This is a genomic window from Paenibacillus xinjiangensis (assembly GCF_059686975.1).
Map to the genome: position 1 here is coordinate 112,872 of NZ_JCAALS010000018.1, position 20,605 is coordinate 133,476.

Sequence of the window (20,605 nt, forward strand, 5' to 3'; positions counted from 1 at the left end):
TAGTAGCGGTCGCAGGCTAGCCGTCGGATGCGAAGAAAGAGCAGTGTAGATAGCTAAGACGGCAGGTAGCGGATCTAGTAGCAGTCGCAGGCTAGCTGTCGGATGCGAAGAAAGAGCAGTGTAGAGAGCTGGGGCGGCAGGTAGCGGGTCTAGTAGCGGTCGCAAGCTAGCATATTGGAGTAAATGAGGTGACCGGTTCTATGGAGCACAGTTCAGCAGCACATGTCAAAATCATCGAAGACTATAAGCTCGAAGAGCTGCTGAGATGTCCTTACCGATTCATTAAGCGGCAGTCTGGGAGAAGACAGCTTGGTGAAGTGAACTGGAGACAGCTGGTCCAGTATACCGTCAGCCATGTAATTAATGATTTCTACCGTATGCCGCTTGAGGGTCGTACGGCGGAGACAGTGGCTAAGCTGGCAGAGCGCTGGTGGACGACCCAGACGCATAAGTTCGAGAATGCTGCGTATTACTGGGAAGTGAAGCATCAGGTGTCGAAGCAGCTGGTCACGTTCTTGACGGGTGGAGGTACGGAGGAGCAGCTGGATAGCTCCGGGCAGCCGATCATTCAATTCGAGCAGCACCGCACGTATGTCAAAGAGCTTCATACGGAGCTTACTCAGATTTTTCAGATCGTTGTAGAGGATGCTAAGGGCTCCTACGGTGATTATAAGGTACTCAAATTCGTCATCGACGAGGATGATGATGTCATTCAGACGTTCCAGCATATGACCGCCGTATTCTGTGAGAATGCCTTCGGCAGATTGCCAACAAGCATCGATGTGCTGTCTGTGCTGACTGGCAAGTGCCATACGTTCCGGCCAAGCAAAGAAACGATGCCGCAATCGGTCGACTTCATGCGTCTTGTGCAAAGCTTCCTCCCGGAAGCGGATCGTCTGCGCAAGAACCGCAACGCTGCGGAATGCCGAGCTTGCCCGCTGCGCAGGGAATGCTTCGCTGCTTCTGCTGAGCTGGAGCTCAGTGCGAAGACCGCTGTAGCGAATGGAGTTATGTAAGGAAGCGGATAGAAGCAGGATACGATTGTAATAGAGAAGCGCGAAGGATAGGAAGAGAGAAACACGAGAGAAGAACGACGAGATCGAGAGAAGTACGATAGAAGTATGAGAGAAGTACGAGAAAAGTACGAGAGAAGCTAAAGAGAAGAACGATAGAGATGAAAGATAGAGAAGAGCCTTCAAGTCCACTGTGAAGTGGGTTTGGAGGTTTTTTGGCCTTATGCTGCGTTCCTCATATTCCGTAGGTATATCAGCTATGCTCCTCCGTCGTCTTCTGTTATATTCCAGTATGCAGATTGCATTCTATACAGCCTAAAGTGTCGATTGAGTGCTAGCTGAGGTGATAGGTTGTATTCCGTACAGTAGAATGAACCATTTTATGCTCATATAGTAGAAAAAGGCTGATTTGATTGTATGAAATGCAGTGTAGCTTCGTTTACTGGTGTGCAGGCATATTTGGTTGTATGAAATACAAGGTAAAGTGCAGCGATACGAAAATGATCACTGGAAAGATGTCAGTGAATATCAGAGGTGTGTAGAGCGCTTGAATGACCAAGCGCTCCTCCACAAAACTTAACGATGATCGTTTCTTTTGTGCTTCTTACCGATAATAAGAACTTTTTGACCAGGTTTAACAAAAATAACAGTAACTTTCTTCTTCGCATTTCCGAATCCCATTCCAACCATCTCCTTTCCTTTGAGTAATCTAATGTATTCATAGATTAATAAATTTGAATGGGTATTTAATAGTTCGGAGAAAATTAGGCATTCCATTCTACTATTGAAGCAGCGAGCTCTATTGTTCATGCCGGAGAGGCCGTGAATGACCCGCAGGGAGCGGTATTGCAGGATAATCCATCCATTAACATCCAGAATAAGGAGCTTTCTCGTCAATATATGAATATAGCGTCGAAGTTTGTAGACAAATGGTAGTGAGTTTTGTAACATTGCAAATAGATTTGCGAGATGCTGCAACTTATTTGAAGCCATTTTTGCATACATACACACAGGACATAAGGAGAGATTATTGTGCCAGAGGAATTGCTGCTAACCTTTCGGTCGCCGCCGCTGCCGTTTTTCATAGAGTCTAATAGAAGGACATATAAAGTCGGAGAAGAGCATCCAAGCCGTACGAACCTGGGGGTATTCGACCTATTATTCGTACAGGAGGGTGCGCTGTATATCGGAGAGGGGGATCATAAGTATACGTTGAATCCAGGTGATGTGCTCATTCTACGCCCAGACAGCTATCACTATTCGGTTCAGCCCTGCCAAGAAGAGACTGTGTTTGACTGGGTGCATTTTCAGACAGTGGGTGCATGGGAAGAAACCGAGGGCAGCCTAGCCGGCTCCTTGCGAGGCGATTATTATACTTATGCTATTCGACTCCCGAAAAAAATCAATCTGTCTTTCCCTGATGAGGCGAAGCAGATCTTTGCTCAATTGCATGAAGCGGCCCGGAGCTCCTCGCATGGTGCCTTCTGGGAACGGCAGCAGCGGTTCCTGCACTTGCTGCAAATGCTCGATGAGGGCTGGCGGTCCGATGCTGCAAGAGCGGGTGTGTCAGTCGCGGAGCGTGCGGCAGCTTATTTGATGATGAATTACCGCAGCACCATTACGAATACGATGCTCAGCGATGCGCTGCAGCTGCATACGAACTACATTACACGCTGTATGACTGAGGTGTTCGACTGCACACCACAGCAGTATCTCCTGTACTATCGGTTGGATCAGGCGAAGCTGCTGCTCATCAAGACGGACTGGACAATTGCAAGGGTAGCTGAAGAGACGGGCTTCCGCCAGACGCCTCACTTCTCGCGGCTTTTTGCTGCGCAGACGGGTTTCCCGCCGCTTAAGTTCCGCAAGAGGTTCACCAATTAACTGAACAACCCGCGCATAAATATCCTCCTTACATGCAAATACTTGGTAAAAGGAGGCGGGTTATTCATGATAGAACGGTTTTCCATAACGGCGGATGTCGGTGATATGGTCGAGGCTTTTCAAGTACAGAAGCTCATCCATTGCTCTACGAATCGATTCAATGTTGCACCAACCCAGACGGTATCCATCGTTATGAACGATAGATGGGGAGAGCGGTCGATGTATGATGCACGGTGGGGCTTGTTCCCATTCTGGGCCAAGGATTCGGTGAATGCGGATTATGCGGCTCTGCCGGAAAAGAAGTTTTTTGAACGGATGCTGCGCAGACAGCGCTGTATTGTTCCTATAAGCGGATTCTTCGGCTGGCAGAATGTAGAGAAGGAAAGAGACCCGCGTGCGATGCATATCGTTGTAACGAACCAGCGCTTGCTCGGCATTGCCGGATTCTATGATGTATGGAAAAATTACAGCGGCAAAGAAGTGCGTGCCTTCACGATCATTACCGCGCCCTCCTCAGGCACGATGTCGCAATGGCAGCCGCGCGTCCCCATCATTATGGATGAGGATGGGATGGAGGATTGGCTCAATCCACGCATTAATGACTTCCGCTCCTTGCGCAAGCATCTAGAGCCGATGGATTCCTATCGCATGCGGGCTTATCCGGTGACGAATGCAGTCGGCGATGAAGCTTATGAGTCGCCAGACTGCATTCGGGAGATAAGGCCGGATTTCGCTTAGCAGCATATAACGGAAGTACCCCGCACAGATGCTGTGCGGGGTACAGTTGTCAGATTCGCTTGTTGGGAGCCGGGTGTGAGTGAAGGCTTGTAATGGTCGTAATGGTCGTATGGAATCGCTTGTGAGTTAGATTCGCAAGAATAGTTGAATGATCGTCGATGGTTAAGCCTATCGACGTGTAATGAAGCGGCTGTTAAGGTCTTTAATCGTTAACGATAGAAGTTGTTGCTGCCATTCACGATTGAGGACATTAAGCTCCCGGTGAAGCAAGCGTCCGCTGAAGCTCAGCGGTTAATAATGGCACGACCTCGAATAAGTCCCCGACGATTCCATAGTCAGCGATGCTGAAGATGGGGGCGTCGGGGTCTTTGTTAATGGCGACGATGACGCGGGATTGGCTCATGCCAGCGAGATGCTGAATGGCGCCGCTGATGCCGCAGGCGATATAGAGCTGCGGCGTGACGACCTTGCCGGTCTGCCCGATCTGGAGGGCATAGCCGCAATAGCCGGCGTCGCATGCGCCGCGGGAGGCACCGACCGCGCCGCCAAGGACGCCGGCCAGCGCTTGCAGCGGCTCGAAGCCGGCTGCGCTGCGCACGCCTCTGCCGCCGGAGACGACTACGTCGGCCTCGGCGAGATCAAGCTGGCCGCCGGCGCGGCGAACGAGTGAGCGCACGGCGGTGTAGAGCTGCGGCACCGTGAAGGGCAGCGCCTGCACGGTGCCTGGCTGCCGGGCGGCGGCGTCAGCTACCTCCGCCGGAGGCAGGTTGTTCGGGCGCACAGTGACGACCCACGGGTGCCCCGGGGTGAAGCTGCGCCGCTCGAACGCCTTGCCGGCGAAGAGCGGGCGGGTGAATACGGCCCCGCCGTCAGCAGCGGGGGCGATTGCGATGACGTCGGCGATATGGCCGGCGCCATAGGCTGCAGCAAGGTGCGGGGCAATGTCGCGCCCTGTTGCGGTATGGCCGAGCAGCAGCGCATCCGGCTGCACGGCATCCATCGCTGCGCTGATGGCGGCGATGTGCGCCTCGGGCGCATAGGCGCGAAGGGCCGGATCGTCGGCGATGTGCACGACGTCCGCGCCCCGCGCGGTTAGCGCGGCTGCTTCATCGGCCGCGCCGCCGTGGCAGGCGAGGACGGCGTGAACCGTGCCGTCTTCGCCTGCGAGCTGGCGCGCAGCGCCAAGCGCTTCCAGCGCTACACGCCTTAGGCTGCCGCCTTGGCACTCCGCGAACACGAGTATCGTTCTTGCCATTATCGTTCATCCTCCTTCAGTGGAATTGGACTATCCATCAGTCAGCTTAGTCAGGAAGGTTAAGCTATTGCGGCAGAGTGGACTCCGCCTGGAACAGCCGCACGAGCTCGGTTGCCTGCTCGGCAGCTGTGCCTGCAAGGCGCTTGCCCGCGGCTCGCGGCGCAGGCGGGAACAGCTCTGTGCGCACCGTTCGCGCTTCCTCAGCAGCGCTCAACTCCTCAATCGCGATGCGCGTTAGCGGCTTGCGCTTCGCTTTCATAATGCCCGGCAGCGACGGGTAGCGCGGCTCGTTCAGTCCTTGCTGCGCTGTGATGAGCGCAGGCAGCGGAATGACGACCGTCTCGGTATCCCCCTCGACGTCACGCTCAACAATGGCATACCGCTCAGCGGTCTGCCCAGGCACGCTATCTGCCACTGCTGCCGCAGGTGCGATGTCAATCTTCACTGCCGCTGAAGCATGCGGCAGCGCGAGCCGCTGCGCCACTTGCAGCGCTACGCTGCCGGAGCCGCTGTCGACGGCGAACAGCCCCGCCAGCAGCAGATCTGGCGCGAGCGGCCGGATCACCTCGGCCAGCGCGGCGGCAACGACGTAGCTGTCGCCCTCCGGTATGCCGTCGCTGCTCAGCCGCAGTGCTTCATCCGCACCCATGGCGAGTGCGGTCCTTAGCGCTTCCTCTGAGCGATCGTTCCCGCAGGTTACGACGCGCACCTGTCCGCCATGCAGCTCACGTTGGCGGAGCGCTTCCTCTAGTGCATACTCATCGTATGGATTGATGATGAGCTTCACATCTGCATCGGATACGCCAGCAGGCGTGACGATTATTTTTTCCTCCGTGTCAAAGGTCTGCTTCAGAAGAACGACGATATTGAGCATTGCTCGGAGCGCCTCCTTGTGGCCTTGAGCATGCCAAGGCTATTGGTTGGTGAACTCGGCTTATCCACATGCCATCAGTGCTACGATATGAGCAAAAACAGTGAATTAGACCGCCTCATTAACCGCCCGTCAGGAGATGAAAGCGGCGGCATGTTCATGTAATTAGGCTCATATACTGGAGCACCGCGGATTTTTGTAAGCGCTTCAAAGCTTGTCCAATCGATTGCTGGAGGGAGGGCGAAGCGGATGTTGCTGGAATGGTTCACCGAGCATGGCGGAGCGCTTGTCAGGTGGCTGCTGTTCATAACGGTCACCCTGCTTGCTGCCGCTGCGTTCGCTGCCGTGGTGCTGCGGCGTATAGGCTACATCAGGCTGGGCAGGGCGGTCACCGGGCTAACACTATGGAGGCTCCCGCAGCGTAAGGTGAAGGACTCGTATACGTTCACTGGTCAAGTGCTAGGGCACAGCAAGCTGCTTCAAGACATCAGAAGCGGCATCATGCATCTTGTCTACTTCTATGGCTTCATTGCGCTTCAATTCGGTGCGGCTGATCTGATCTGGAAGAAGCTAAGCGGTCACCCGATTCCATTCCCATATTATAACGGCTTCGCATGGATGCAGGAGCTGACCGTCACGCTCGTCCTATTGGCTGTTCTGTACGGTACTTACCGACGCTACGGGGAAAAGCTGCTTAGGCTCAAAAGAGGCTGGAAGCCTTCGCTGGTGCTCTGGTTCATCGGGAGTCTGATGCTGACCGTGCTGCTCACGCTGGCATTCGAGAGATTGGCGCATGAGCATGAGGCAGCAACGTTATTATCCACGTCCACATCCACATCATCAGCGGCTGCGGCTGTGCATCTCGTATCTGATCAGTATGCGCCTGTTAGCGCCAGACTCGCCGATATGCTCGGCATGCTGGGTATCGGCAGCGGCAGTCCTATTGCGATAGCCGGGTATGAGCTGTTCTGGTGGCTGCACTTGCTCGTCCTGCTGTCATTCCTCATCTATGTGCCGCAGTCGAAGCACTTTCATCTGCTGACAGCTCCCCTGAATTTGTGGCTGCGGCGGAGTACACCGAGCGGCCGGCTCGTGCCGCTGGATCTGGAGGATGAGGAGACAGATACATTCGGCGCGGGGAAGGTCGAGCATTTTACGCAAAAGCAGCTTCTAGACCTGTATGCCTGCGTCGAATGCGGACGCTGCACGAATGTGTGCCCAGCCTCGAATACGGGGAAGCTGCTGTCGCCGATGCATCTGATCGTTAAGCTTCGTGACCATTTGACTGAGAAAGGCGCATCCATTACGTCGAAATCTCCTTGGATTCCGCAATCGCTTGGCGGCAGGGTGGCTGGTGCGCATGTGATGGGGGCGGCAATGCCTGTGTGGGAGGAAGGCTTCGAGGGCAGCATGACGACGATTGCTCCGACGATGGCAGCGCAGGCTCAGGCGTGGAGCGTACGCGCCGGGGCGAATGTGGAGGAGGTGGAATTGATCGGCGATGTGCTCACGGAGGAGGAGCTATGGGCCTGCACGACCTGCCGTAACTGCGAGGAGGTATGTCCAGTCGGCAATGAGCATGTGGACAAAATCATCGACATGCGCCGTAACCTCGTGCTCATGGAAGGGAAATTGCCGGTAGACGGGCAGCGTGCCCTGCAAAATATCGAACGTCAGAGCAATCCCTGGGGGTTGCCAAGAGCGGAGCGTGCCGCTTGGATTGAGGAATGTGAGAGCCGCACAGGTGTGAGAGTGAAGACGATGAAGGAGATGGCTGTGCAGGGCGAGGAGCCGGAGCTGCTGCTGTGGGCGGGCTCGATGGGCTCCTATGATGCGCGAAGCCGACAGGTTCTCTATGATGTGGTGCGGCTTCTCGATTATGCAGGGGTCTCATTCGCTACGCTTGGCCTTGAGGAGCGGAGCTCGGGCGACACGGCTCGCCGAATCGGCAATGAGCTGCTGTTCCAGGAGCTATGTCGCGACAATATTCAGACACTGAGCAAGTACGGTGTTACGAATGTGGTCACAGTCTGCCCGCATACGTATAACTCTTTTACGAATGAATATCCGGACTTTGGCCTACCTGAGCATATCATCGTCGAGCATCATACCGAGCTGCTGGCGAGGCTTCTGAAGGAGAGGCGTTTGCAGCCTGTGCATCCTCTGCGGGAGCGGGTTACCTTCCATGATTCCTGCTATTTGGGGCGATATAACGGTATTTATGAAGCGCCGCGCGATGTGTTGAGAGCTATACCTGGATTAGTGCTGGAGGAGATGACGCGCTCGCGGGAGAACGGCATGTGCTGCGGCGCAGGCGGCGGGCTGATGTGGATGGAGGAGCAGAGCGGAGTAAGGGTGAATCGTGCAAGAACGGCGCAGGCGCTGGAGGTTCAGCCGACCGTTATTGGTTCTGCATGCCCCTATTGCTTGACGATGATGGAGGATGGATTGAAGGCTCTGGAGTTAGGCAGCACAGTGGCGGCACGTGATGTGGCTGAGCTGCTGGCAGACAGTGTGTTCGGTCATGAGGCTTGAGGCTTGAGGCTCGGAGGTTGGTTGAGTGGAGCAGCTGGCAGATTGATTGTTGGTGAAAAAGGGGGTACTCGAATATGGCGAACAATCGTGCGGATACGGTGAGGCGCGCCGCTGTTATCGGCTCTGGTGTGATGGGGGCGGGTATTGCTGCGCATCTTGCGAATGCGGGCATCAACGTTCTGCTGCTGGACGTTGTCCCGCGGTCGCTGAATGCGGAGGAGGAGCGCCTTGGATGGACGCTCCAGCATCCACAGGTACGCAGCCGCTTGGCGCAGTCGGCAGTGAAGGCAATGGGCAAGGCGCAACCAGCACCATTGTATGATGCTGCTTTTGCCAAGCGCATTACAGCAGGCAATCTGGAGGATGATCTGGCGAGACTGGCAGATGTGGATTGGATCGTGGAGGCTGTCGTGGAGCGGCTTGATGTGAAGCGTGAGCTGCTGGAGCGAGTGGAATCCGTCTGGAAGCCGGGTACGCTTGTCAGTACGAATACGTCGGGTCTATCCGTGACGGAGATGGCAGAGGGACGGAGCGAGCCGTTCCGGCGGCATTTGGCTGCGACGCATTTCTTCAATCCGCCGAGATATATGAAGCTGGTGGAAGTCGTTCCGACACCGGATACCGATCCGGTCGTTGTAGCAAGGCTGACGGAGCTATGTGAGAAAAGGCTCGGCAAAGGCGTTGTCATCGCCAAAGACACGCCGAACTTCATCGCGAACCGAATCGGTACGTATGGCATGCTCGTTACGCTGGAGGAGACGCTGCGGCTTGGTCTTACGGTAGATGAGGCCGATGCGCTCACAGGGCCGGCAATGGGCAGGCCGCGCACAGCAACGTTCCGCATGCTCGATCTGGTTGGGCTGGACACCCTGCTCCACGTCGTAGACAACGTGAGGGAGAGAAGCGAGGAACCTGCAGAGCAAGCGGTATTCACAAGGCCGCTGCTGCTGGAGCAGCTGGTCGCTTCGGGACGGCTTGGGGAGAAGTCGGGCGGGGGCTTTTATCGCAAGGTGAAGAATGCGAAGGGAGCAAGCGAGATTGAATCGCTGGATCTGCAGACGTTGGATTATGTGCCGAAGCAGCGTATAAGCGGGGCGGTCATTGATGCGGCGAAGTCAGCCAAAGGCGCAGCAGCGAAGGTGAAGGCATTGCTGGGAGGTGTCGGCAGCGGATCTAGTGACCGTTATTCCTTGTTCGCGTGGCAGACGATCAAGCGGACTTTGCTCTATACAGCAGGTCAGCTTGGGCATATCGCAGACTCCATTACAGATATAGACCGCGCGATGAAATGGGGCTTCAATTGGGAGCTTGGCCCTTTCGAGCTGTGGGATGCAATCGGGCTTAAGCAGTCTGTTGAGAGGATGAGTGCGGAAGGCGATCAGGTGCCGGGATGGGTGCAGGAGTGGCTCGCACAGGGGAATAGCAGCTTCTACGGGAATGTCGAGGGCAAGCGTGTCTACTTCTCGAATGGCGCTTTTGCGCCTGAGGAGCAGGCCGCTGATGAGATTTCTTTGGCCTCGTTAAAAGCTTCCGGAGCGCTGGTGCAGCGCACCTCCGGCGCAAGCTTAATCGATCTTGGCGACGATGTCGTCTGCCTTGAATTTCATTCGCCTAATAATGCCATAGGCGGCGATATTCTTACGGCCATACGGAGCGCTGCCGAGGAGGTCAGCCGGAATTGGCGGGGCCTTGTCATCGCGAATGAGGGGCGCAACTTCTGCGTCGGGGCGAATCTGCTGCTGCTCTTAATGGAGGCTCAGAACGGGGAATGGGATGAGGTCGAGGACATTATCCGCCTCTTTCAATCGAGCATGCTCCAGCTCAAAAAACTCGATCGTCCCGTTGTAGCCGCACCTCATCGGATGACACTCGGCGGCGGCGTTGAGGCATGCTTGCCTGCCGATCTCATTATTTACTCGCCGGAGACGTATTACGGCTTAGTCGAGACAGGCGTCGGCCTGATCCCAGCCGGGGGCGGGCTGAAGGAAGCGGCGATGATGGCCGCTGAGCGTGCGGCTGTCGGCGGCGGGGAGCTGCAGCCGCAGCTGAGCGCGCTGTTCGAGACGATCGCGCTGGCGCGCACGTCTACGAGCGGCTTCGATGTCGCTCGGCTAGGGCTGAAGCGCCCGCAGGACCGCGTCATTATGCGGCAGGATGCACGCATATCCGAAGCGAAGCTGGCGGTGCTTGAGCTGGATCGGGCGGGCTATACGCTGCCGCCCGAAGGCCGCGTCCGCGTTGCGGGACGCGAGGGCAGAGCCGTGCTGCGCATGGGCGTGCACAGCATGCGCCTGAGCGGTCAGATCAGCGAGCATGACGCCTTAATTGGCGGCAAGCTGGCGCATGTGTTGGCTGGCGGCGATGTGGCGCCCGGCGCAGAGGTGAGCGAGCAGTATTTGCTCGATCTGGAATGCGAAGCGTTCCTCAGCCTATGCGGCGAACGCAAGACGCAGGATCGCATGAGTCACATGCTCTCCACAGGCAAGCCGCTGCGCAATTGATGCGCTGCAGCACATCAATTGCGCGCCTGCCTGTCTGCCCGCCTGCTGAGGCAGGTGCGCGTGGGGCGCAGTTCCGTGCTTTGTTGTGCTTAAGCTTCTGGTATGCACGCTGAACGACCAATAGCGAAAGGAATTTCGCTATAGGTGAAGCTAGATTCCTTAATTGGCGCAACCATCGGGAAAAAGGGAAGACAGCGCAATGAATTTCGCAATTGGTGAACCCAGTTTCGCTATTAGAGAAAATAGGTTCACTATTGCCATCCCAAAGCCCACCCGCATCCGAATTAAGGAAACTACGTTCCTCAACTAGGAAAATCGTTTCGCTAAAGCCAGGTTCAGCGTAGAAATTCATTCGACACACGTAGTGTTAAGCACCAGAGTAACTATCATCCGATCACAAGTACCGCGCCGCACCAGAGTAACATTCATCCGATCACAAGTACCGCGCCGCACCAGAGTAACCATCATCCGATCCTAAGTAGCGCGCCGCACCAGAGTAACCATCACCCGATCACATGTAGCGCGCCGCACCAGTAGCTACTTTAGCAGCGTGCTTAAGCTTCTGGTATGCACGCTGAACGACCTATAGCGAAAGGAATTTCGCTATAGGTGAAGCTAGATTCCTTAATTGGCGCAACCATCGGGAAAAAGGGAGGACAGCGCAATGAAGTTCGCAATTGGTGAACCCAGTTTCGCTATTAGAGAAAATAGGTTCACTATTGCCATCCCAAAGCCCACCCGCATCCGAATTAAGGAAACTACGTTCCTCAACTAGGAAAATCGTTTCGCTAAAGCCAGGTTCAGCGTAGAAATTCATTCGACACACGTAGTGTTAAGCACCAGAGTAACTATCATCCGCTCGCAAGTACCGCGCCGCACCAGAGTAACATCATCCGATCCCAAGTAGCGCACCGCACCAGAGTAACTATCATCCGCTCGCAAGTACCGCGCCGCACCAGAGTAACATTCATCCGATTGCAAGTAACGCGCCGCACCAGAGTAACTATCATCCGCTCGCAAGTACCGCGCCGCACCAGAGTAACATCATCCGATCCCAAGTAGCGCACCGCACCAGAGTAACCATCACCCGATCACAAGTACCGCGCCGCACCAGTAGCTACTTTAGCAGCGTGCTTAAGCTTCTGGTAAGCACGCTGAACGACCAATAGCGAAAGGGATTTCGCTGTTGGTGAAGCTAATTTCCTTAATTGGCGCAACCATCGGGAAAAAGGGAGGACAGCGCAATGAAGTTCGCAATTGGTGACCCCAGTTTCGCTATTAGAGAAAATAGGTTCACTATTTCCATTCCCAAGTCCATCCGCATCCGAATTAAGGAAACTACGTTCCTCAACTAGGAAAATCGTTTCGCTAAAGCCAGGTTCAGCTTAGAAATTCATTCAACACACGTAGTGTTAAGCACCAGAGTAACTATCATCCGATCACATGTACCATGCCGCACCAGAGTAACTATCATCCGATCACAAGTATCGCACCGCACCAGAGTAACTATCATCCGATCCAAGTACCGCGCCGCACCAGAGTAACATCCACTCGATCGCAAGTATCGCGCCGCACCAGTAGCTACTCTACTTGATCTACCTCACTGCTACGCACAACATGCACACAGTACATGCTCCACATAGCATACGCACCACATACCACATGCACCAAACCACATACGCATCAGAACAAGGAGGGGAATGCAATGGTCAATCGGTTCACTGAGAGTGACTGCGATGCGGTCATCGTATCTGCGGTTAGGACGGCGGTGGGTAAGGCGAAGAAGGGCAGTCTGGCGGAGACACGGGCAGAGGATCTGGGACGGGCTGTGCTGCATGGGGCAATGGAACGGGCTCCGGGACTCCAAGCCGCTGATGTTGAGGATGTCATTGTTGGCTGTGCCATGCCGGAGGGAGAGCAAGGACTGAATATGGCGCGGGTTATTGCACTGTATGCGGGCTTCCCGGTTACGACCCCTGCGGTAACCGTGAACCGCTTCTGCGCCTCCGGACTGCAGGCTATAGCCTACGCTGCGGAGCGTATCCGTCTAGGCGAGGCGGATATCATTGCCGCCGCCGGCGTAGAGAGCATGAGTCATGTGCCGATGACTGGCTTCAAGCTCTCCCCGCATCCCGGCATTGTGGACACAATGCCGGAGGTATACATGGGCATGGGACACACCGCGGAGGAGGTAGCGCGGCGCTACAATGTAACGCGTGCGGCGCAGGATGCTTGGTCTGCCGATAGTCATCGCAAAGCGGCCGAGGCCATAAGCGCAGGCCGCTTCGCGGATGAGATCGTGCCGATCACTGCAACTCGCTCGGGTGTGAATGATGCCGGCAGGCCGTGGGAGAAAACATTCGTATTCGATACGGATGAGGGGGTCAGATGTGAGACGACGACGGCGACCTTGGCGCCGCTCAAGCCTTCCTTCGCTCGTGAAGGAACGGTCACGGCGGGCAATACCTCGCAGATGAGCGATGGCGCAGCGGCGGTTATCGTCATGAGCCGGGCTCGGGCGAAGGAGCTGGGTCTGCGTCCGCTGGCCGCGCTGCGCAGCTATAGTGTAGCTGGCGTTGCCCCAGAGGTGATGGGCATCGGTCCGATCGAAGCGGTGCCGAAGGCGCTCGCGAAGGCAGGAATTACGATTGAGCAAGTTGATCTGTTCGAGATCAATGAAGCTTTTGCCGCTCAATGTGTGCCGGTAGTGGAACAGCTTGGTATTGATCCAGATCGTGTCAATGTGAATGGGGGTGCGATCGCGCTTGGACATCCGCTCGGCTGTACGGGCACCAAGCTGTCGGTATCTCTCATTCATGAGCTTCAGAGGCGGGGAGGCGGAATTGGTGTCGTGACCATGTGTGTGGGTGGAGGCATGGGCGCAGCAGGCGTGTTCGAGGTCTATTAAAGAAAGGAGACAGGCGACATGGCGGAAAATATACGTTTTGGCGGAAGGTTTGTCGTAGAGGATGCGCTGCCGTCAGCGACGGTGACGCCGGAGGACTTCACAGAGGAGCAGCGAATGATGGCAAGCGCGGCGCAGGATTTCATGGAGGCCGAAATATTCCCCAGTGATGCGCAGCTCGAAGGGCTGGATTATGGGCTTACGGTCAAGCTGATTCGCAAAGCAGGCGAGCTAGGGCTGCTCGGAGCAGATGTGCCGGAGGCCTATGGCGGACTCGGTCTGGATAAGGTCAGCACAACCTTGCTTGCAGAGACATTATCGCGTGCATCTTCCTTTGCCTTATCGGTTGGAGCCCATACGGGGATCGGAACGCTTCCTATCGTGTTTTTTGGGACGGCAGCTCAGAAACGCAAGTATTTGCCCAAGCTCGCAAGCGGAGAGCTCATCGCCGCCTATTGCCTGACCGAGCCTGCTTCTGGATCGGATGCTTTGGGTGCCAAAACAACGGCAAGGCTGTCGTCTGATGGCAAGCACTACATCCTCAACGGATCGAAGCTGTATATTACGAACGCGGGCTTCGCAGATCTATTTATCGTCTATGCAAAAGTAAACGGCGAAGTCTTCACCGCCTTCATTGTCGAGAGGGAGTCGCCTGGCTTCAACGTCGGCCCCGAAGAGCACAAAATGGGCATAAAAGGCTCGTCTACTTGCCCGTTATTTTTCGAAGATGTGGCCGTTCCGGTCGATCAAGTGCTCGGTGAGATTGGCAAAGGGCATCAGATCGCGTTTAACATCCTGAATATTGGGCGCTTCAAGCTGGGAGCAGCATGCTTAGGTTCGTCCAAGGAAACGATCGAGCTGGCGTCCCAATATGCCAACACCAGGCAGCAGTTCGGCCGTCCGATCTCCTCCTATCCTCTGATTGGGGCGAAGCTTGCAGATATGAATATTCGGACCTTTGTGCTGGAAAGCATTCTGTACCGCACCGCAGGCTGGATTGACGGGATGCTGAGCGAGACGAATGCTGAAGCCGATAGCCCAGATGCAGGCGTGCGGGCAGCTAAGGCGATAAGCGAATATGCGCTGGAATGCTCGATTGTAAAAGTATTCGCGTCCGAAGCTCTCGATTTTGTAGCGGATGAGGGGGTGCAGATTCACGGCGGCTATGGCTATATCCGCGAGTATAAGGTGGAGCGAATTTACCGGGATGCGCGGATTAATCGGATTTTTGAAGGGACAAATGAAATTAATCGGATGCTCATACCGGGAACGCTGCTCAAAAAAGCAATGAAAGGCGAACTTCCGCTCTTCCAGAAAACGGAGGCCCTGCAAGCACAGCTGCTCCAGCCGATGCCTGTCCCTGCCTTTGATGAGCCGCTCGCCAAAGAGGCTTACCGCGTAGCCCAAGCCAAGAAAACCTTCCTTGCGATCGGTGGGCTGGCCGTGCAAAAACACGGGATGCGAATTGAACAGGAGCAGGAGGTGCTGTGTACGCTCGCGGATATAATGATTCAGCTGTTTGCTATGGAAAGTGCGCTGCTCCGCACGCAAAAAATGCTGCAAAATCGCAACTCAGAGGCCGCACTGCCTGCTAAGACAGTGAATGCGGTGCAAATGACGGAGGTGTTCGTTCAGGAGGCGATGGAGCAGATTGAATCACTTGCCAAGCTTGCCCTTGCTTCACTTGAGAAGGGTGATGGCCTGCAAATGCAGCTGTCTGTGCTCAAAAAACTGATGAAAGCTCCACTCATGGATACAATCGCTGTGAAAAGGGAGATAGCCGCGCGCGTCATTCGCGGTGAGCACTACATTGTGTAGGAGGGGGAACGCCTTATGGATTCGTCCAATCCGGAACGTCCGCTTGTACCCAAGGATGGTCAGCAGCCATCCGAATCCACACCCGCACCCGCTAATTCGTCGACGGACTCACAACAGGAGGAAAACGTTCAGCCCGCGGAACAGCTAGCCTCTGCTGAGTCCACAGCAGCAGGATCTGAGGATAAAGCTGTGCACGCCCCCGCATTGGCGGGGGCAGAGGCAGAAGATGATGCAGGAATTGATGTGCTAGCAGGACAAGAAAAAGTGGAAGCAGGAGAAGAGGAAGTTGCAATAGGTGAAGATGCAGCAGCAGCGGATGAGGCAGCAGGAATAGCAGGATCAGCAGAAGCAGCAATAGCAGAGGAAGCAGAGGCAGGAGCAGAGGCAAGAGCAGAAGCAGAAGCCGAGGATGAAGTTGTGAGTGCCCCCGAATTGGTAGAAGCGGAAGCCGATACAGGAAGTGATGCGGAAGCCATACAAGAAGATGCGGTAGCAGAAGTAAAAGAGATTGCAGCAGGAGAAGATGCAGTAGCTGAAGCTGAGGATGAGGTTGTAATTGCTCCTGAATTGGTAGAAGCGGAAGTCGATACAGGAAGTGATGCGGAAGCCATACAAGAAGACGCGGTAGCAGAAGTAAAAGAGATTGCAGCAGGAGAAGATGCAGTAGTTGAAGCTGAGGATGAGGTTGTAATTGCTCCTGAATTGGTAGAAGCGGAAGCCGATACAGGAAGTGATGCGGAAGCCATACAAGAAGAAGCGGCAGCAGAAGTAGAAGAAGTCATATCAGGTGAAGATGTAGTAGTAGCGGAAGAACCAGCAGTAGAAACAATAGTCGAGGCGGAAGCTGTTGTAGGAAGTGAAGTAGGAGCAGAAGAAGTCACGACGGATGAAGATACAATAGTTACGTATGAAGCAGCAGAAGCAGAAGCAGAAGTGCCAGAAGTAATAGTAGAAGCAGAAACAGAAGAAGTCGCAATAGGTGAAGGCGCAGAAACAGCGGGTGAACCAACAGCAGAAGCAGTCGAACCCACTCCCACTCCCGCCGCCCAGCTGCCCCATAAGCCGTGGCTGGCCTACTACCCACCTGAGATTCCCGAATCAATCGATTATCCGAACCATAACGTTGCTCATTTTCTAACGAGGGCTGCGGAGAGATTTCCTCATAGTGAAGCGATTTACTTCTTAGGCAAGTCCGTCAGTTACCGCGAGCTGTATCAGGACGCATGTAGGTTAGCCAATGGGCTCATCGCACTTGGTGTCGCCAAAGGTGAGCGTGTAGCGATCATGCTGCCGAACTGTCCGCAGGCTGTTGTCTCCTACTACGCTGTGCTGCTGCTCGGAGCGGTCGTCGTTCAGACCAATCCGCTCTATGTGGAGCGGGAGCTGGAGCATCAGCTGTCCGATAGCGGAGCGACGACTATCATTACAGTCGACCTGCTCTATGCAAGGCTGGCTAGAGTGCGTGGGGAGCATCCAGAGTCTGGTCCGCTGCCCCAGCTGCGCAATGTCATTATTACGTCTATTAAAGATGGCCTGCCATTCCCCAAAAACCTGCTATATCCCATCAAGCAGCGCAAAGAAGGCTTCCGCGCAGACATTCCCTATGGGAAGCACGGCATATTCGCTTATACTCGTCTGCTGGCTGCCCATTCGAGCTTGCCTGTTCTCAGCGTCGTTGAGCCTAATGATATTGCTCAGCTGCAATATACAGGCGGCACCACAGGCACACCGAAAGGAGTGATGCTGTCCCATCGCAATCTAGTATCCAACACGATGCAGACATCAGCCTGGTGCTACAAGGCGCAGGATGGCAAGGAGAAATTTCTGGCGGCACTGCCGCTGTTCCATGTGTTTGGATTAACGGTATTAATGAATATGTCGGTGCTGCGAGCAGGCTCACTCATTCTGCTCCCTAAGTTCGAGACAGGGACGGTGCTTCAGACCATTAGCAAGCAAAAGCCTACTATTTTCCCAGGTGCCCCAACGATGTATGTCGCTCTAATTAATCACAAGGATGCGTGGAATACGAATCTATCCTCTATTGAAGTCTGCATAAGCGGATCAGCAGCGCTCCCACTGGAGGTGCAGGAGCAATTCGAGGAGCTGACTGGCGGTCGGCTCATTGAGGGCTTCGGATTAACGGAGGCGTCGCCGGTTACGCATGCGAATCCGATCTGGGGCAGACGCAAGATCGGGACCATCGGTTTGCCTTTTCCAGATACGGAGGCTGCGATTGTGAATCCAGAAGGCGAAGAGCTTCCCGCTGGAGCGATTGGAGAGCTTGTCGTTCGAGGCCCGCAAGTGATGCTCGGCTACTGGAATCATCCAGAGGAAACCGAGAAGACATTGAGGGGAGGCTGGCTTCATACAGGCGATCTTGCCTATATGGATGCAGAGGGCTATTTTACAATCGTGGATCGGATGAAGGATGTTATTATTGCTGGGGGCTTCAATATTTACCCTCGTGAGGTCGAGGAGGTGCTGTATGAGCATCCCGCGATACTGGAGGCCTCAGCAATCGGAGTGAAGGACCCTTATCGGGGAGAAACGGTCAAAGCGTTCATCGTACTCAAGGAAGGGGCAGAAGTATCGGTGGCACAGCTTGATCTATGGTGCAGGACCAGACTTGCTGCGTATAAGGTTCCGCATCTCTATGAGTTCAGGGAAGCGCTTCCGAAGACGATGGTCGGCAAGGTGCTTAGGCGCAAGCTCGTTGAAGAAGAGGCAGAGAAGGCGAACAAGAAGTAGAGGCGGGTGATTCCAAGCATGCCTGAGGATCGTATTATACAACCAATGAATCATATGGCGGAGCAGGAGTGGAGGCGATTGTCCGAGAGGGCAGATTCGACCTTCTGGGGGATGCTTGGCTGTGAGGTAGTAGAGGCTGATGCGGATAAGGCTGTTATTCGTCTTAACGCAGGGCCTCATCACCTGAACATGCTGGGCATCGTGCATGGCGGCGTACTCATGTCCTTGCTGGATAACGCAATGGGTCTGGTCGTCATGCTGGCTTGTCCAGAGGATAAGACGGTGACTGCCCATATGAACACTCATTTCCTGGAGAGCAGCCGTTGTGGTATCGTTCGCTGCGAGGCTCAGATTCTGCACCGTGTGGGCAGGACGATTACCCTTCATGGTTCTGTACAGGATGAGAGCGGCAGACTGCTGGCGTGGGGGAGCGGGGCTTATCGGATCTTGTCCCAGAAGGCACCGCAAGGATAATCGCTATAGTTGCCCGAGGCTGTCCTATTCGTTATAATATATCCTATATATGGAAAGAATATTTTGCCGGAAAGCTGAAAAATACGATACAAAAAACCGATAACTTAAGTTAGGAAAGGAGGCGGAGATATGGTAGACAGCTGGATCACTATGCTTGTGTTAGCTTTCGGTATTATAGTTGCTGGAATTGGCGTATTTGCATATTTACGAATGTTTTACAAAGACAGGGGAACGCATGCATCTCGCCCAACGATGAATATTCCGCCTCCTGTTCATAAGCCTTCCAGCCCTTCGGACCCCACGAGCAAGTCAGGAGATAACCGCATTAATAAACCATAGTTGGACGGGAATGACAATTGTCTGTTTCACATTCGAAACAGAGATGTTATAATAGTAAGAAAAGTTCGAACATTATGACTGATTGACCATGGAGTTGCCTGCACCGATGGGGGGTTGTAGCGGTGTAAGAGCCGCATCCGTTCTCGGATTTTGTTGTTTAGGACGACCATCCAACGTATAGGGGAGGAGATTTCATGGCGAAGCACAGCCAGAATGAAGTCAAGGAAAGCCTCAAGGAACTTACGAGAATTTTTCAACCCAAGGACCCACGCAAATTTGTTCGAGATTACATTCGCAAGTACCGGATCACCGGTGGCTACGAGGATGAATTGACGATTTTGGTTGAAGACGAGATGGGTAAGATAAACTCCTCGGTCGGTTAGTAAACGAATGATATAGGCTTTGTTTCTGTGCTCGCACAGGGACAGAGCCTTCTTGTTGTTCCACGGTAAGTGAGGAAGGGCGTATCTGTACTTGCCTCATAGCTGAGAAGCTAGCTAGTCCAAGTGTGCATCTGTGCATATTTATGTCTGTTCTATGACGATTAGCTTTTGTCGTAAAATTTAGATGCCATCATGCGTTATGTATCTTCCTTTTCCCGAATAGGGTGAACTAGGGAGGGATGTTAATGTCTAATGTGGTAATGGAATCAAAGACTAAGCAGGAGATCCAAAATATTCGAAAAGCAGGGAGGATTATTGCCGCCTGCCACCAAGCGATTGAGAGGCGAATCGCTCCCGGAGTGACCACGTTTGAGATCGACCGATTTGCTGAACGTTTCATGCTGGAGCAGGGGGCTAATCCGTCACAAAAAGGATATCGGGGGTATCCTTATGCGGTCTGCACGTCTGTGAACGATGTCGTGTGCCATGGCTTTCCGGATAAAGAGCCATTGTCTGCTGGCGATATCGTTACGATTGAGATGGTCGCCGATGTAGATGGCTGGAAAGCGGATATGGCATGGACGTATGCGATCGGAGCTCCTTCCAAGGACACCGCTAAGCTGCTGCGAGCAACGAAGCATGCCCTTCGCAAAGGTATTGCAGAATGCAGACCAGGCAAGCGGCTCAGTGATATCGGCAATGTCATTTCGCGCTGCGCGGAGAAGGCTGGATTCCAGGTCATTACGAGCATCGCCGGTCAAGGGGTAGGACGTTTCATTCATGGTCCTTCGCGGCTGGATGGCCTTGGTGACGATGGGTTCGGAGGACAAAGCGAGCTGCTGAGGGAAGGTATGGTCATTACGGTGGAGCCCATTCTGACGTCTGGCGAAGCGAATGTGCATATCGCGCAGAATGGCTGGACGGCAAGGACGAACGATGGATGCATGACAGCGCTGTTCGAGCATACCATTGTCATCGGAGATTCGGTTCCCGTTATTCTCACTATTTGATTAGGAGAAACGTAAGTCGAACATATAGCATGCGGGCCCTGCCGATTAGGCAGGGTTTTTCGTTGCAGCCTGCTGCTTGCTAGCCTGGATTTATTATGTTCATAATGGAGTTGTATAATAGAACTATTCAG

General features: G+C 54.3%; 13 protein-coding genes. 11 read left to right on the forward strand and 2 right to left on the reverse strand.

Translation table 11 applies throughout. From position 1 onward, the window contains the following. Positions 1-200 precede the first annotated feature (200 nt). From AC6ESP_RS18450 to AC6ESP_RS18460, 3 genes are all read left to right on the forward strand, one after another. Entirely contained in the window at positions 201-1,016 is an 816-nt protein-coding gene (locus AC6ESP_RS18450; protein WP_497098202.1) for a hypothetical protein, read from the forward strand. Positions 1,017-2,045: 1,029 nt separating this feature from the next. Next, on the forward strand, positions 2,046-2,897 hold the full coding sequence (locus AC6ESP_RS18455; protein WP_497098203.1) for a helix-turn-helix transcriptional regulator: 852 nt from the start codon (positions 2,046-2,048) through the stop codon (positions 2,895-2,897). Positions 2,898-2,963: 66 nt separating this feature from the next. Next, the gene (locus AC6ESP_RS18460; protein ID WP_497098204.1) at positions 2,964-3,635 is read left to right on the forward strand and encodes an SOS response-associated peptidase; all 672 of its coding nucleotides are present in this window, start codon (positions 2,964-2,966) and stop codon (positions 3,633-3,635) included. 250 nt (positions 3,636-3,885) lie between these two features. Here the strand turns inward: AC6ESP_RS18460 and AC6ESP_RS18465 are convergent, their stop codons facing one another. Beyond that, on the reverse strand, positions 3,886-4,890 hold the full coding sequence (locus tag AC6ESP_RS18465; RefSeq protein ID WP_497098205.1) for an electron transfer flavoprotein subunit alpha/FixB family protein: 1,005 nt from the start codon (positions 4,888-4,890) through the stop codon (positions 3,886-3,888). 64 nt (positions 4,891-4,954) lie between these two features. Continuing rightward, positions 4,955-5,764 carry an electron transfer flavoprotein subunit beta/FixA family protein gene (locus tag AC6ESP_RS18470; RefSeq protein ID WP_497098206.1) on the reverse strand — a complete coding sequence of 270 codons (810 nt, stop codon included), beginning with the start codon at positions 5,762-5,764 and terminating at the stop codon, positions 4,955-4,957. A 246-nt stretch (positions 5,765-6,010) separates the two neighbouring features. On the opposite strand from AC6ESP_RS18470, the gene AC6ESP_RS18475 reads away from it, so the two are divergent. The 8 genes from AC6ESP_RS18475 (at position 6,011) to map (ending at position 20,474) form a co-directional block, all read left to right on the forward strand. Continuing rightward, positions 6,011-8,296: a (Fe-S)-binding protein gene (locus tag AC6ESP_RS18475; RefSeq protein ID WP_497098207.1), complete on the forward strand. Its 2,286-nt coding sequence runs from the start codon at positions 6,011-6,013 to the stop codon at positions 8,294-8,296. Between the two features lie 74 nt (positions 8,297-8,370). Beyond that, positions 8,371-10,797: a 3-hydroxyacyl-CoA dehydrogenase/enoyl-CoA hydratase family protein gene (locus tag AC6ESP_RS18480; protein ID WP_497098208.1), complete on the forward strand. Its 2,427-nt coding sequence runs from the start codon at positions 8,371-8,373 to the stop codon at positions 10,795-10,797. A gap of 1,705 nt (positions 10,798-12,502) precedes the next feature. Further along, on the forward strand, positions 12,503-13,705 hold the full coding sequence (locus AC6ESP_RS18485; RefSeq protein ID WP_497098209.1) for an acetyl-CoA C-acyltransferase: 1,203 nt from the start codon (positions 12,503-12,505) through the stop codon (positions 13,703-13,705). Positions 13,706-13,723: 18 nt separating this feature from the next. Next, on the forward strand, positions 13,724-15,520 hold the full coding sequence (locus AC6ESP_RS18490) for an acyl-CoA dehydrogenase FadE (RefSeq protein ID WP_497098210.1): 1,797 nt from the start codon (positions 13,724-13,726) through the stop codon (positions 15,518-15,520). A 1,050-nt stretch (positions 15,521-16,570) separates the two neighbouring features. Beyond that, the gene (locus tag AC6ESP_RS18495; RefSeq protein ID WP_497098223.1) at positions 16,571-18,268 is read left to right on the forward strand and encodes a long-chain-fatty-acid--CoA ligase; all 1,698 of its coding nucleotides are present in this window, start codon (positions 16,571-16,573) and stop codon (positions 18,266-18,268) included. A gap of 6 nt (positions 18,269-18,274) precedes the next feature. Then, complete coding sequence (locus AC6ESP_RS18500) at positions 18,275-18,742, forward strand: PaaI family thioesterase (RefSeq protein ID WP_497098211.1); 468 nt, start codon at positions 18,275-18,277, stop codon at positions 18,740-18,742. Positions 18,743-19,275: 533 nt separating this feature from the next. After that, positions 19,276-19,464: a hypothetical protein gene (locus tag AC6ESP_RS18505; protein WP_497098212.1), complete on the forward strand. Its 189-nt coding sequence runs from the start codon at positions 19,276-19,278 to the stop codon at positions 19,462-19,464. 245 nt (positions 19,465-19,709) lie between these two features. Next, positions 19,710-20,474 carry a type I methionyl aminopeptidase gene (gene map, locus AC6ESP_RS18510; RefSeq protein WP_497098213.1) on the forward strand — a complete coding sequence of 255 codons (765 nt, stop codon included), beginning with the start codon at positions 19,710-19,712 and terminating at the stop codon, positions 20,472-20,474. The last annotated feature ends 131 nt before the right edge of the window (positions 20,475-20,605 follow it).